Genomic DNA, 12,723 nt, shown 5'->3' with positions numbered 1-12,723 from the left:
CGGTTTGTAAGATTACGCTACGTCTTCGTACTGCGGAACCGGGTTACGGAAACTCTTGGTTACGCAAGCGAGGTAAATCAGACCGATAGCAGCCCAGATCAGACCCAGAACCATTGAGCTTTCTTCCAGGTTAACCCACAGCGCACCAACGGTCAGCGCACCACACATCGGCAGGAACAGATACTGGAAGTGATCTTTCAGCGTCTTGTTACGCTTCTCACGGATCCAGAACTGCGAGATGACCGACAGGTTAACGAAGGTGAACGCCACCAACGCACCAAAGTTAATCAGCGCCGTAGCCATTACCAGGTCGAAGTTGATTGCCAGCAGGGCAATCGCGCCAACCAGGATGATGTTCATTGCCGGAGTACGCCATTTCGGGTGTACATAACCGAAGAAGCTTTTCGGGAACACGCCGTCACGCCCCATTACGTACATCAGACGCGCAACGCCTGCGTGCGCCGCCATACCGGACGCCAGTACGGTAATGGTGGAGAAGATCAGCGCGCCAACCTGGAACGCTTTACCCGCAACGTACAGCATGATTTCAGGCTGTGACGCATCCGGATCTTTAAAACGAGAGATATCCGGGAAGTACAGCTGCAGGAAGTAAGTTGCAAAGATGAAGATCATGCCGCCGATCAGCGCGGTCAGGAAAATCGCACGCGGGATCACGCGCTCTGCATCTTTGGTTTCTTCCGACAGGTTGCTGATGCCGTCAAAACCGGTAAAGGAGAAGCACAGGATTGTCGCCCCGGTAATCATCGGGATAACATGCGCATCGCCAGACCAGAACGGACGAGTGCTCGCCAGCGTACCAGCGCCTTCACCTTCAAATACGCCATAAACAACCATGCCCAGAATCACCGCGATCAGCACTATCTGCAACACGACGATTACAGTGTTGAAGTTCGCTACGGATTTCAGACTACGCAGGTTAAAGGCGGTCATAAAGGCCACCAGCGCCACCACAAACATCCACGATGGAATGGAAGGCACCAGAGCTTCAAAATAGATTTTCGCCAGCAGAATGTTGATCATCGGCGCGAACAGATAGTCGAGCAGAGAAGACCAACCCACCATAAAGCCGACAGTCGGGCTAATGGATTTCTGGGCGTAAGTGTATGCAGAGCCAGCAGAAGGATAGCGGCGAACCAGCTTCCCGTAGCTCAGAGCCGTAAACAGGATCGCAATCAATGCGAACGCATAGGCTGTCGGCACATGACCATCCGTGAGGCCTGAAACGATACCAAAAGTATCAAACAGCGTCATCGGCTGCATATAGGCTAGACCCATCATTACAACCGGAACTAACGTAAGCGTTTTACGCAATTCCACGCGAGAGGTGTTTGGAGTAACGTTATGCGACATGGTCATTCTCCTTTACGGTGATAACCGTCGCGTAAGCAAAAAATTGCCCCATTTTTTTGGATTCCTCAGCGACAACAACTGTCGATTTTTAGTAAATATCTATCCGGTACGAAGCCCGGCCTCTTGGTATGAATGATTGGTTTGAAGCAAAAAATAACCGACGCTAATTAAACGTCGGTTTTTAGTCATTTTTTGACAGCGGCGCATTGTGCCTAAATGGGGGGGAAATGACAAGAGAATGAGAGGCTTGTCATAATAATTTTTCTTTAAATGGCTGATTTTCCGTCATCAGATTTTGCATAAACACCGGCGATCGCACTATTTGCTAAAATTTCATCTCGCCACCAGCCGCTGGCAAGCCCTGCGGTCTGTTCATTCCAGCCAATCCAGACAGGTTCAAAGAGGGTTTGGGCGACCACTTTCTTCTCGATTAACGCGCCACTATCGAGAAAACGTTGCGCCAGATACCGTGGTAAATAGCCGCAGCCAAGGCCGCTAATTTGCAGCTCCAGTTTGGTTTTAAAATCGAAAACGGTAATGGCTTCTTGTTCGTCGAGAAGTTGTGAGGCCGTAGAAGCGCCTGCCTGCGCAGTGTCCCCCACCACAATCGCCCGATATCGTTTAATGATACGACGGTTTAACGGTTCTTCTTCCAGGGCTAACGGATGATGAGGCGCGACCGCAAAGACTTGTTCAAGATCGCCCAACCGCGAGAAACCAAACTCACTGGAAGATGGTGGCTCATGCATCGCGCCAACGATAATATCCGCTCGCCCCTGAGTCAGGGCATCCCAGGAACCACCGAGTACGCCATTGATAAACTTCAGGCGCGTCACGCTATGATGTTGATAAAAAGCTTCAATGAGAGGCGTAAGCAGAGAAAAAGGAAACGTGTCGTCCACGCCAATCACCAGCTCGTTTTCCCAGCCTTCATGCAGTTTGATCGCCTGCTTTTCCAGTTCTCGCACGGTATGCAGAACTTCCCGCCCTTTCTCTAATAACATTTTTCCGGTTCGGGTGAATTTAGCGCGGTGTCCGCTACGATCAAGCAATTGAATATTAAGGTCGCTTTCCAGCTTGTGAACGGTGTAACTCAGAGCAGACGGCGTCTTGTAGAGTTTGGCCGACGCCGCCGCAAAACTGCCCTCTTTTTCTAAGGCATCGAGGATCATCAACACATCCAGCAGTGGTTTCATACACGCCCCCTTGCAGTGCATGCGGCGTCCTGCTGGCGTGATCGTTTACTCCAGCGGCATTACCAGCGGATCGGGATACTGGTATTCAAATCCCAGTTCATTACAAATCCGACTGCCATCAATAATCTTACCTTTGCCGCTGTCCAGACTATTTCTGAACTGCGGAGGTTCCAGCCCCAGTAAACGGGCCATCTGCGGATAGAAAACATTACGCGCAGGGTGAGCTGGCGCACATATATTATAGATGTGTCCGCCTTTAGGTGCCTGTAACAACAGAGTGATAGCGCCAATAACATCTTCTAAATGGACTAAATTAACACCATGTTCACCATCAGGCGCGGTTTTTCCGGCAAAGAAGCGTCCGGGATGACGTCCCGGTCCGACCAGGCCCGCAAGACGCAGAATATCGACCGAAGTACCGGGTAAATTGTGCAGCCAGTCTTCGAGTTCTTCTAATACTCGTCCACTGTTGGTTACCGGATTACGCGGGGTGGTTTCTTTCACCGTGCCTTGTGCGTCGCCATAGACAGACGTCGAGCTGGTAAAAATAATACGGGGAATACGATGAGCCAGCGCGCTATCCACTAACTCTTGTACCGCTTGTAAATAGAACTCATCGCCGGGGCCGCTACGACGTGCCGGAAGCGTAATGACCAGCGCATCGGCATCCATAAGGGCATCCAGATCGTCAGAATCGCAAACTAACTCAGGCTCCATGCGAAGCAGATAGCTATCAATGCCACTCATTCGGGCCGCTTCGACACCATCTTGTGTGGTTTTACTCCCGGTGACTTGCCAGCCTCGCGCTGAAAGTGACATCGCCAGCGGCATACCTAACCACCCTAACCCGACAATTGCGACCTTTTTCATCCGTTATCTCCTGATACACCTTAGATCTATAAGGCTACGCTAGCGTATCAAAACTGACAATTCATTCTATGAATGAATCTCTTCAATAATGATAACGACATGCTGCAATGAGCAGTGAATCATCAGTAACCGCGTATACCAGACGGTGTTCCTCTATAATGCGTCGGGACCAGAAGCCTGACAAATTATGTTTCAGGGGTTCTGGCTTCCCCTTACCTTCAAATGGTGTTCTGCGGGTATCTTTGATAAGTTCATTGATCTTTTTAACAATTCGCTTATCTGTTTCCTGCCAGTACAGATAATCATCCCATGATTCCTCAGACCAGATTAGTTTCACTCAATAATGTCCTTTTCTGTTCCTTTGCCTGATTTCAGGCTATCGATTGAGTCCATCAATCTCCGGGCGTTAGCGGGGGAACGCAGTAGATAAGCCGTCTCTTCCAGCGAGTTGTATTCTTCGAGTGACATCAGAACACAAGCCTCTCCATTCTGACGAGTAATAAGGATCGGTGCATGATCTTCAACGGCTTTCATCATTGTTGCCGACAAATTCTGACGCGCTTCGCTGTAGCTAATTGTACGCATGTCAATCTCCTCTTTTGTACAGTTCATTGTACAATGATGGGTGTTAATTAACTATTTATTAATTAGTTTGTAGATCAAGACATTGTCAGCGAGACGAAAAATCAGACTTTGCTCTTTTTGGTGCTGTCAAGTTAGAGGACAGTCCTCTTAGCCCCCTTCTTTCCCCGCTCATTCATTAAACAAATCTATCGCCATAAAATATATAAAAAAGCCCTTGCTTTCTAACGTGAAAGTGGTTTAGGTTAAAAGACATCAGTTGAATAAACATTCACAGAGACTTTTATGACACGCGTTCAATTTAAACACCACCATCATCACCATCATCCTGACTAGTCTTTCAGGCGATGTGTGCTGGAAGACATTCAGATCTTCCAGTGGTGCATGAACGCATGAGAAAGCCCCCGGAAGATCACCTTCCGGGGGCTTTTTTATTGCGCGGTTGTTAACGGTTCAGACAGGTTTAAAGAGGAATAAGAAAATGACAGACAACACTCGTTTACGCATAGCTATGCAGAAATCCGGCCGTTTAAGTGATGACTCACGCGAATTACTGGCGCGCTGTGGCATTAAAATCAATCTTCACACCCAGCGCCTGATCGCGATGGCAGAAAACATGCCGATTGATATTCTGCGCGTGCGTGACGATGACATTCCCGGTCTGGTAATGGACGGCGTGGTAGACCTTGGGATTATCGGCGAAAACGTGCTGGAAGAAGAGCTGCTTAACCGCCGCGCCCAGGGTGAAGATCCGCGCTACTTTACCTTGCGTCGTCTGGATTTCGGCGGCTGCCGCCTTTCGCTGGCAACGCCGGTTGATGAAGCCTGGGACGGCCCGCTCTCCTTAAACGGTAAACGTATCGCCACCTCTTATCCTCACCTGCTCAAGCGTTATCTCGACCAGAAAGGTATCTCTTTTAAATCCTGCTTACTGAACGGTTCTGTCGAAGTTGCGCCGCGCGCCGGACTGGCGGATGCGATTTGCGATCTGGTTTCCACCGGTGCCACGCTGGAAGCTAACGGCCTGCGCGAAGTCGAAGTTATCTACCGCTCGAAAGCCTGCCTGATCCAACGCGATGGCGAAATGGAAGAATCCAAACAGCAACTGATCGACAAACTGCTGACGCGTATTCAGGGCGTGATCCAGGCGCGCGAATCAAAATACATCATGATGCACGCACCGACCGACCGACTGGATGAAGTCATCGCCCTGCTGCCAGGTGCCGAACGCCCAACCATTCTACCGCTGGCGGGTGATCAACAACGCGTAGCGATGCACATGGTCAGCAGCGAAACCCTGTTCTGGGAAACGATGGAAAAACTGAAAGCGCTGGGTGCCAGTTCAATCCTGGTCCTGCCGATTGAGAAGATGATGGAGTGATCGCCATGAGCTTTAACACAATCATTGACTGGAATAGCTGTACTGCGGAGCAACAACGCCAGCTGTTAATGCGCCCGGCGATCTCCGCCTCTGAAAGCATTACCCGCACTGTTAACGATATTCTCGATAACGTGAAAATGCGTGGCGATGATGCCCTGCGGGAATACAGCGCGAAGTTTGATAAAACCACGGTTACCGCGCTGAAGGTGTCTGCTGATGAGATCGCCGCCGCCAGCGAACGCCTGAGCGACGAGCTAAAACAGGCGATGGCGGTGGCAGTAAAGAATATTGAAACCTTCCACACTGCGCAAAAACTGCCGCCGGTAGATGTAGAAACGCAGCCAGGCGTGCGTTGCCAGCAGGTTACGCGCCCGGTGGCTTCAGTGGGTTTGTATATTCCTGGCGGCTCCGCCCCGCTCTTCTCAACGGTATTAATGCTGGCAACTCCGGCGCGTATTGCGGGCTGTAAAAAAGTGGTGCTGTGCTCACCGCCGCCGATTGCCGATGAGATCCTTTATGCGGCGCAGCTGTGCGGTGTGCAGGACGTGTTTAACGTCGGCGGCGCACAGGCCATTGCCGCGCTGGCGTTTGGTACGGAATCTGTGCCGAAAGTGGACAAAATCTTCGGGCCGGGTAACGCCTTTGTCACCGAAGCAAAACGCCAGGTAAGCCAGCGTCTGGACGGTGCGGCGATCGATATGCCCGCAGGCCCGTCGGAAGTGCTGGTGATTGCTGACAGCGGCGCTACGCCGGATTTCGTGGCTTCTGATTTGCTTTCTCAGGCTGAACACGGCCCTGACTCACAGGTAATTTTACTGACCCCCGACGCCGATATGGCGCGTCGCGTTGCCGAGGCCGTCGAACGCCAACTGGCAGAACTGCCGCGTGCCGAAACCGCCCGCCAGGCACTGAACGCCAGCCGCCTGATCGTGACTAAAGATTTAGCGCAGTGCGTGGAGATCTCCAACCAGTACGGCCCGGAGCACCTGATCATTCAGACCCGCAACGCCCGCGAACTGGTCGATGGCATCACCAGCGCCGGTTCGGTATTTCTCGGTGACTGGTCACCGGAATCGGCAGGTGATTACGCCTCCGGCACTAACCACGTTCTGCCGACTTACGGTTACACCGCCACCTGTTCCAGCCTCGGGCTGGCGGATTTCCAGAAGCGCATGACCGTGCAGGAACTCTCGAAAGAAGGTTTCTCCGCGCTGGCGTCGACCATTGAAACACTGGCTGCCGCCGAGCGCCTGACCGCCCACAAAAATGCCGTTACTTTGCGTGTTAACGCCCTTAAGGAGCAAGCATGAGCACCGTGACTATTACCGATTTAGCGCGTGAAAACGTCCGCAACCTGACGCCGTATCAGTCAGCGCGTCGTCTGGGCGGTAACGGCGATGTCTGGCTGAACGCCAACGAATACCCCACTGCCGTGGAGTTTCAGCTCACTCAACAAACGCTCAACCGCTATCCGGAATGTCAGCCAAAAGCGGTGATTGAAAATTACGCGCAATATGCAGGCGTAAAACCGGAACAGGTGCTGGTCAGCCGTGGCGCGGACGAAGGCATTGAACTGCTGATTCGCGCTTTTTGCGAACCGGGTAAAGACGCCATCCTCTACTGCCCGCCAACGTACGGCATGTACAGCGTCAGCGCTGAAACCATTGGCGTCGAGTGCCGCACAGTGCCGACGCTGGACAACTGGCAACTGGACTTACAGGGCATTTCCGACAAGCTGGACGGCGTAAAAGTGGTCTATGTTTGCAGCCCCAACAACCCCACCGGGCAACTGATCAATCCGCAGGATTTTCGCACCCTGCTGGAGTTAACCCGCGGTAAGGCGATTGTGGTTGCCGATGAAGCTTATATCGAGTTTTGCCCGCAGGCATCGTTAGCTGGCTGGCTGGCGGAATATCCGCACCTGGCTATTTTGCGCACACTGTCGAAAGCTTTTGCTCTGGCGGGGCTTCGTTGCGGATTTACGCTGGCAAACGAAGAAGTCATCAACCTGCTGATGAAAGTGATCGCCCCCTACCCGCTCTCGACGCCGGTTGCCGACATTGCCGCACAGGCGTTAAGCCCGCAGGGAATCGTCGCCATGCGCGAACGGGTGGCGCAAATTATTGCAGAACGCGAATACCTGATTGCCGCACTGCAAGAGATCCCCTGCGTGGAGCAGGTTTTCGACTCCGAAACCAACTACATTCTGGCGCGCTTTAAAGCCTCCAGCGCAGTGTTTAAATCTTTGTGGGATCAGGGCATTATCTTACGTGATCAGAATAAACAACCCTCTTTAAGCGGCTGCCTGCGAATTACCGTCGGAACCCGTGAAGAAAGCCAGCGCGTCATTGACGCCTTACGTGCGGAGCAAGTTTGATGAGTCAGAAGTATCTTTTTATCGATCGCGATGGAACCCTGATTAGCGAACCGCCGAGTGATTTTCAGGTGGACCGTTTTGACAAACTCGCCTTTGAACCTGGCGTGATCCCGGAGCTGCTGAGGCTGCAAAAAGCGGGCTACAAGCTGGTGATGATCACTAATCAGGATGGTCTTGGAACACAAAGTTTCCCGCAGGCGGATTTCGAAGGCCCGCACAACCTGATGATGCAGATCTTCACCTCGCAAGGCGTGCAGTTTGATGAAGTGCTGATTTGTCCGCACCTGCCCGCCGATGAGTGCGACTGCCGTAAGCCGAAAGTAAAACTGGTGGAGCGTTATCTGGCTGAACAAGCGATGGATCGCGCCAACAGTTATGTGATTGGCGATCGCGCGACCGACATTCAACTGGCGGAAAACATGGGCATTAATGGTTTACGCTACGACCGCGAAGCCCTGAACTGGCCGATGATTGGCGAGCAACTCACGAAACGCGATCGTTATGCCCACGTGGTGCGCAACACCAAAGAGACGCAGATTGACGTTCAGGTGTGGCTGGATCGCGAGGGTGGCAGCAAGATTAATACCGGCGTTGGCTTCTTTGATCACATGCTGGATCAGATTGCCACTCACGGCGGTTTCCGTATGGAAATCAACGTTAAAGGCGACCTCTATATCGACGATCACCACACTGTCGAAGATACCGGTCTGGCGCTGGGCGAAGCGTTAAAAATAGCACTTGGCGACAAACGCGGTATTTGCCGCTTTGGTTTTGTACTGCCGATGGACGAATGCCTTGCCCGCTGCGCGCTGGATATCTCTGGTCGCCCGCACCTGGAATATAAAGCTGAATTTACCTACCAGCGCGTGGGCGATCTCAGCACCGAGATGATCGAGCACTTCTTCCGTTCGCTTTCATACACCATGGGCGTGACGCTACACCTGAAAACCAAAGGTAAAAACGATCACCACCGTGTAGAGAGCCTGTTCAAAGCCTTTGGTCGTACCCTGCGCCAGGCCATCCGCGTGGAAGGCGACACCCTGCCCTCGTCGAAAGGAGTGCTGTAATGAACGTGGTGATCCTTGATACCGGCTGCGCCAATTTGAACTCGGTGAAGTCAGCCATTGCGCGTCACGGTTATGAACCCAAAGTCAGCCGTGACCCGGACGTCGTGTTGCTGGCCGATAAACTGTTTTTACCCGGCGTTGGCACCGCGCAAGCGGCGATGGACCAGGTGCGTGAGCGCGAGTTGTTTGATCTCATCAAAGCCTGTACCCAACCGGTGCTGGGCATCTGCTTAGGGATGCAACTGCTGGGGCGGCGCAGCGAAGAGAGCAACGGCGTCGATTTGCTGGGCATCATCGATGAAGACGTGCCGAAAATGACCGACTTTGGTCTGCCGCTGCCACATATGGGCTGGAACCGCGTTTACCCGCAGGCAGGCAACCGCCTGTTTCAGGGGATTGAAGACGGCGCGTACTTTTACTTTGTTCACAGCTACGCAATGCCAGTCAATCCGTGGACCATCGCCCAGTGTAATTACGGCGAACCGTTCACCGCGGCAGTACAAAAAGATAACTTCTACGGCGTGCAGTTCCACCCGGAGCGTTCTGGTGCTGCTGGCGCTAAGTTGCTGAAAAACTTCCTGGAGATGTGATGATTATTCCGGCATTAGATTTAATCGACGGCACCGTGGTGCGTCTCCATCAGGGCGATTACGGCAAACAACGCGATTACGGTAACGACCCGCTGCCACGCTTACAGGATTACGCTGCGCAAGGTGCCGAAGTGTTGCACCTGGTGGATCTGACCGGGGCAAAAGATCCGGCTAAGCGTCAAATCCCGCTGATTAAAACCCTGGTCGCGGGCGTTAACGTCCCGGTGCAGGTTGGCGGCGGTGTGCGTAGTGAAGAAGACGTAGCGACGTTACTGGAAGCGGGCGTTGCACGCGTGGTGGTTGGCTCCACCGCGGTGAAATCACCAGAAATGGTGAAAGGCTGGTTTGAACGTTTTGGTGCTGATGCCTTAGTACTGGCGCTGGATGTCCGTATTGACGAGCAAGGCAACAAGCAGGTGGCGGTCAGCGGCTGGCAAGAGAACTCGGGCGTTTCACTGGAACAACTGGTGGAAACCTATCTTCCCGTCGGCCTGAAACATGTGCTATGTACCGATATCTCGCGCGACGGCACGCTGGCAGGTTCTAACGTCTCTTTATATGAAGAAGTGTGCGCCAGATACCCGCAGGTGGCATTTCAGTCCTCCGGCGGCATTGGCGACATTAACGATGTTGCTGCCCTGCGAGGTACTGGCGTGCGCGGCGTAATAGTTGGTCGGGCATTACTGGAAGGTAAATTCACCGTGAAGGAGGCTATCGCATGCTGGCAAAACGCATAATTCCATGTCTCGACGTTCGTGATGGTCAGGTGGTGAAAGGCGTACAGTTTCGCAACCATGAAATCATTGGCGATATCGTGCCGCTGGCAAAACGTTACGCCGAAGAAGGTGCAGACGAACTGGTGTTCTACGATATCACCGCTTCCAGCGATGGCCGTGTGGTAGATAAAAGCTGGGTATCTCGCGTGGCGGAAGTGATCGACATTCCGTTTTGTGTGGCGGGTGGGATTAAGTCTCTGGAAGATGCCGCGAAAATTCTTTCCTTTGGCGCGGATAAAATTTCCATCAACTCTCCTGCGCTGGCGGACCCGACGTTAATTACTCGCCTGGCGGATCGCTTTGGCGTGCAGTGTATTGTGGTCGGTATTGATACCTGGTACGACGCCGAAACCGGTAAATATCATGTGAATCAATATACCGGCGATGAAAGCCGCACCCGCGTCACTCAGTGGGAAACACTCGACTGGGTGCAGGAAGTGCAAAAACGCGGTGCCGGAGAAATCGTCCTCAACATGATGAATCAGGACGGCGTGCGTAACGGTTACGACCTCGAACAGCTGAAAAAAGTGCGTGAAGTTTGCCACGTCCCGCTGATTGCCTCCGGTGGCGCGGGCACCATGGAACACTTCCTGGAAGCCTTCCGCGATGCCGACGTTGACGGTGCGCTGGCTGCTTCCGTATTCCACAAACAAATAATCAATATTGGTGAATTAAAAGCGTACCTGGCAACACAGGGCGTGGAGATCAGGATATGTTAACAGAACAACAACGTCGCGAACTGGACTGGGAAAAAACCGACGGACTGATGCCGGTGATTGTGCAACACGCGGTATCTGGCGAAGTGCTAATGCTGGGCTATATGAACCCGGAAGCCTTAGACAAAACCATCGAAAGCGGCAAAGTCACCTTCTTCTCGCGCACTAAACAGCGACTGTGGACCAAAGGCGAAACGTCGGGTAATTTCCTCAACGTAGTAAATATTGCGCCGGACTGCGACAACGACACGTTACTGGTGCTGGCGAATCCCATCGGGCCAACCTGCCACAAAGGCACCAGCAGCTGCTTCGGCGATACCGCTCACCAGTGGCTGTTCCTGCATCAACTGGAACAACTGCTCGCCGAACGTAAATCTGCCGACCCGGAAACCTCCTACACCGCCAAACTGTATGCCAGCGGCACTAAACGCATTGCGCAGAAAGTGGGCGAAGAAGGCGTGGAAACCGCACTGGCAGCAACGGTACATGACCGCTTTGAACTGACCAACGAGGCGTCTGATTTGATGTATCACCTGCTGGTGTTGTTGCAGGATCAGGATCTGGATTTAACAACGGTGATTGAGAACCTGCGTAAACGGCATCAGTGAGTTGCGAGGTCAGCGGATGCGATGTTGTTGTCGCATCCGGAGCCATTGCCCGATGCGCAAGCTTATCGTGCCTACACATTATCTCAACACACGTAGGCCGGATAAGATGCGCCAGCATCGCATCCGGCAAAAAAACGGGCATGGTGTCACCACCCTGCCCGTTTCTCTTAAATGCACAATAATATTATTTCGCGTTGTAATTACGCAGCGCGTTACGCCCAAGCACAATCCCCGCGCCAACCATGCCGCCCAGCAGCACTGCCAGAATCAAGGTAATTGCCTTTTTCGGGCTATCGCGACGAATAGGTAACGTCGGTTTCATTACATAGCGGTAAGCATGAATATCAAGTTTATCAACGTCAAGATTGTCGATATCCAGCAGGTTTTGACGAGTCTGATAGTAGTTTGATGAGAACACCAACGGACGGGTCGCTTCGTGCTTAATCATCGACTCCAGCGCTTCGCTCCCCAAAAGGAACATAGTATCCTGGGTTACGTCCTGTGTCTGTTGAATCTGCGGCTTTGTCACCTGCGCCTGATTCGCATACTGCAACGCTTCCTGAATCTGACGGATACGCAGATCTTTCTGTTCTTGAGCGACCACTTCCTGCGTCTTCAGAGAATCCTGCAATTTTTTCATTTGCAGCGCGATGTTGTCTTTCAGGTCTTGTTCCAGTTCTTCATTTACCTGGTCGTCAACTTGCTGGATATACTTCGCCAGCTGTTTCTGCGCACCTTCAGGTGTTTCACCAACATAAGAAACCGCTAAAGGTAATGACTGATTTTTAACGGTAGGCTCAATGGTCAGTTTTTCAGGTTCTTCCTGATTATCCAGCGTTTCTGCTAATGCAGAAAATGTCGTGCTGAAACGACCAATTAACATCGACTGGATCTCAGACACTTTCGGCGCTGCCGAACCATAAATCACATTTATGGCATTGTTATAACCAGCGATTTGTCCCACATCAGGTTGAGTAACGATAGCTGTTGAAGTCCACTTTTCTTTGGCAACGGCCAGATACCCTATAGCCAGGGCAATAGCCACAATGACAGAAATGATGATAGTCATCTTGCCACGCCATAGTTGGACCAGTAAATCAATCAAATCAATCTGTTCCGGGTCATGGTTTTGCCCAGAAACATTATTATTTTCTACTCTCATCATTACCCTAACGGACAAAATAATTTT

The 12,723-nt window shown here is 52.2% G+C and carries 16 protein-coding genes and 1 other annotated feature; of the genes, 9 read left to right on the top strand and 7 right to left on the bottom strand.

Features of this window, described 5'->3' with window-relative positions; genetic code table 11:
- Positions 1 to 12: 12 nt before the first annotated feature.
- From plaP to yefM, 6 genes are all read right to left on the bottom strand, one after another.
- Entirely contained in the window at positions 13 to 1,371 is a 1,359-nt protein-coding gene (gene plaP, locus ACJHYO_RS14885; RefSeq protein ID WP_000019194.1) for a putrescine/proton symporter PlaP, read from the bottom strand.
- Positions 1,361 to 1,423: a membrane protein YoeI gene (gene yoeI / locus ACJHYO_RS14880; RefSeq protein WP_010723108.1), complete on the bottom strand. Its 63-nt coding sequence runs from the start codon at positions 1,421 to 1,423 to the stop codon at positions 1,361 to 1,363. Before yoeI ends, plaP begins: the two co-directional genes overlap by 11 nt.
- Positions 1,424 to 1,637: 214 nt before the next feature.
- On the bottom strand, positions 1,638 to 2,567 hold the full coding sequence (locus tag ACJHYO_RS14875) for a LysR substrate-binding domain-containing protein (protein ID WP_023565113.1): 930 nt from the start codon (positions 2,565 to 2,567) through the stop codon (positions 1,638 to 1,640).
- 45 nt (positions 2,568 to 2,612) lie between these two features.
- Positions 2,613 to 3,437 (bottom strand): SDR family oxidoreductase, encoded by an 825-nt coding sequence (locus ACJHYO_RS14870; protein WP_000754737.1) that lies wholly within the window; start codon positions 3,435 to 3,437, stop codon positions 2,613 to 2,615.
- 82 nt (positions 3,438 to 3,519) lie between these two features.
- Positions 3,520 to 3,774: a type II toxin-antitoxin system mRNA interferase toxin YoeB gene (yoeB, locus tag ACJHYO_RS14865; protein WP_000767826.1), complete on the bottom strand. Its 255-nt coding sequence runs from the start codon at positions 3,772 to 3,774 to the stop codon at positions 3,520 to 3,522.
- Positions 3,771 to 4,022, bottom strand: coding sequence for a YoeB-YefM toxin-antitoxin system antitoxin YefM (gene yefM, locus ACJHYO_RS14860; protein WP_001259255.1), 252 nt, complete (start codon positions 4,020 to 4,022; stop codon positions 3,771 to 3,773). The genes yoeB and yefM overlap by 4 nt, the downstream gene beginning before the upstream one ends.
- Before the next feature lie 282 nt (positions 4,023 to 4,304).
- Here yefM and hisL point away from each other — a divergent pair, with 282 nt between their 5' ends.
- From hisL to hisIE, 9 genes are all read left to right on the top strand, one after another.
- Positions 4,305 to 4,355: a his operon leader peptide gene (hisL, locus tag ACJHYO_RS14855; RefSeq protein WP_001364200.1), complete on the top strand. Its 51-nt coding sequence runs from the start codon at positions 4,305 to 4,307 to the stop codon at positions 4,353 to 4,355.
- Positions 4,331 to 4,454 (top strand) — a sequence feature (His leader region). (Overlaps the previous gene by 25 nt.)
- Positions 4,455 to 4,500: 46 nt before the next feature.
- A complete protein-coding gene (hisG, locus tag ACJHYO_RS14850) occupies positions 4,501 to 5,400 on the top strand; it encodes an ATP phosphoribosyltransferase (RefSeq protein ID WP_000131779.1) in 900 nt (299 codons plus the stop codon).
- A gap of 5 nt (positions 5,401 to 5,405) precedes the next feature.
- The gene (gene hisD, locus ACJHYO_RS14845) at positions 5,406 to 6,710 is read left to right on the top strand and encodes a histidinol dehydrogenase (RefSeq protein ID WP_085455413.1); all 1,305 of its coding nucleotides are present in this window, start codon (positions 5,406 to 5,408) and stop codon (positions 6,708 to 6,710) included.
- Positions 6,707 to 7,777, top strand: coding sequence for a histidinol-phosphate transaminase (gene hisC, locus ACJHYO_RS14840; RefSeq protein WP_000108947.1), 1,071 nt, complete (start codon positions 6,707 to 6,709; stop codon positions 7,775 to 7,777). The genes hisD and hisC overlap by 4 nt, the downstream gene beginning before the upstream one ends.
- A complete protein-coding gene (hisB, locus tag ACJHYO_RS14835; protein WP_000080128.1) occupies positions 7,777 to 8,844 on the top strand; it encodes a bifunctional histidinol-phosphatase/imidazoleglycerol-phosphate dehydratase HisB in 1,068 nt (355 codons plus the stop codon). The genes hisC and hisB overlap by 1 nt, the downstream gene beginning before the upstream one ends.
- Complete coding sequence (hisH, locus tag ACJHYO_RS14830) at positions 8,844 to 9,434, top strand: imidazole glycerol phosphate synthase subunit HisH (RefSeq protein ID WP_001103560.1); 591 nt, start codon at positions 8,844 to 8,846, stop codon at positions 9,432 to 9,434. The genes hisB and hisH overlap by 1 nt, the downstream gene beginning before the upstream one ends.
- A complete protein-coding gene (hisA, locus tag ACJHYO_RS14825; RefSeq protein WP_000586465.1) occupies positions 9,434 to 10,171 on the top strand; it encodes a 1-(5-phosphoribosyl)-5-[(5-phosphoribosylamino)methylideneamino]imidazole-4-carboxamide isomerase in 738 nt (245 codons plus the stop codon). The genes hisH and hisA overlap by 1 nt, the downstream gene beginning before the upstream one ends.
- Entirely contained in the window at positions 10,153 to 10,929 is a 777-nt protein-coding gene (hisF, locus tag ACJHYO_RS14820) for an imidazole glycerol phosphate synthase subunit HisF (protein WP_000880182.1), read from the top strand. The genes hisA and hisF overlap by 19 nt, the downstream gene beginning before the upstream one ends.
- A complete protein-coding gene (hisIE, locus tag ACJHYO_RS14815) occupies positions 10,923 to 11,534 on the top strand; it encodes a bifunctional phosphoribosyl-AMP cyclohydrolase/phosphoribosyl-ATP diphosphatase HisIE (protein ID WP_001527228.1) in 612 nt (203 codons plus the stop codon). Before hisF ends, hisIE begins: the two co-directional genes overlap by 7 nt.
- A 184-nt stretch (positions 11,535 to 11,718) precedes the next feature.
- Here the strand turns inward: hisIE and wzzB are convergent, their stop codons facing one another.
- Complete coding sequence (gene wzzB, locus ACJHYO_RS14810) at positions 11,719 to 12,696, bottom strand: LPS O-antigen chain length determinant protein WzzB (RefSeq protein WP_094258958.1); 978 nt, start codon at positions 12,694 to 12,696, stop codon at positions 11,719 to 11,721.
- Positions 12,697 to 12,723: the final 27 nt, after the last annotated feature.

It is taken from the genome of Escherichia sp. WS1118, assembly GCF_046487695.1.
Classification (GTDB): Bacteria; Pseudomonadota; Gammaproteobacteria; order Enterobacterales; family Enterobacteriaceae; genus Escherichia; species Escherichia coli.
This window is presented reverse-complemented; position numbering and strand designations above follow the sequence as displayed.

Bases quoted from the DNA above. Each gene is read 5' to 3' on its own strand.
- plaP (WP_000019194.1), bottom strand. From the start codon at position 1,371: ATGTCGCATAACGTTACTCCAAACACCTCTCGCGTGGAATTGCGTAAA.
- ACJHYO_RS14875 (WP_023565113.1), bottom strand. From the start codon at position 2,567: ATGAAACCACTGCTGGATGTGTTGATGATCCTCGATGCCTTAGAAAAA.
- ACJHYO_RS14870 (WP_000754737.1), bottom strand. From the start codon at position 3,437: ATGAAAAAGGTCGCAATTGTCGGGTTAGGGTGGTTAGGTATGCCGCTG.
- yefM (WP_001259255.1), bottom strand. From the start codon at position 4,022: ATGCGTACAATTAGCTACAGCGAAGCGCGTCAGAATTTGTCGGCAACA.
- hisG (WP_000131779.1), top strand. From the start codon at position 4,501: ATGACAGACAACACTCGTTTACGCATAGCTATGCAGAAATCCGGCCGT.
- hisD (WP_085455413.1), top strand. From the start codon at position 5,406: ATGAGCTTTAACACAATCATTGACTGGAATAGCTGTACTGCGGAGCAA.
- hisC (WP_000108947.1), top strand. From the start codon at position 6,707: ATGAGCACCGTGACTATTACCGATTTAGCGCGTGAAAACGTCCGCAAC.
- hisB (WP_000080128.1), top strand. From the start codon at position 7,777: ATGAGTCAGAAGTATCTTTTTATCGATCGCGATGGAACCCTGATTAGC.
- hisH (WP_001103560.1), top strand. From the start codon at position 8,844: ATGAACGTGGTGATCCTTGATACCGGCTGCGCCAATTTGAACTCGGTG.
- hisA (WP_000586465.1), top strand. From the start codon at position 9,434: ATGATTATTCCGGCATTAGATTTAATCGACGGCACCGTGGTGCGTCTC.
- hisF (WP_000880182.1), top strand. From the start codon at position 10,153: ATGCTGGCAAAACGCATAATTCCATGTCTCGACGTTCGTGATGGTCAG.
- hisIE (WP_001527228.1), top strand. From the start codon at position 10,923: ATGTTAACAGAACAACAACGTCGCGAACTGGACTGGGAAAAAACCGAC.
- wzzB (WP_094258958.1), bottom strand. From the start codon at position 12,696: ATGAGAGTAGAAAATAATAATGTTTCTGGGCAAAACCATGACCCGGAA.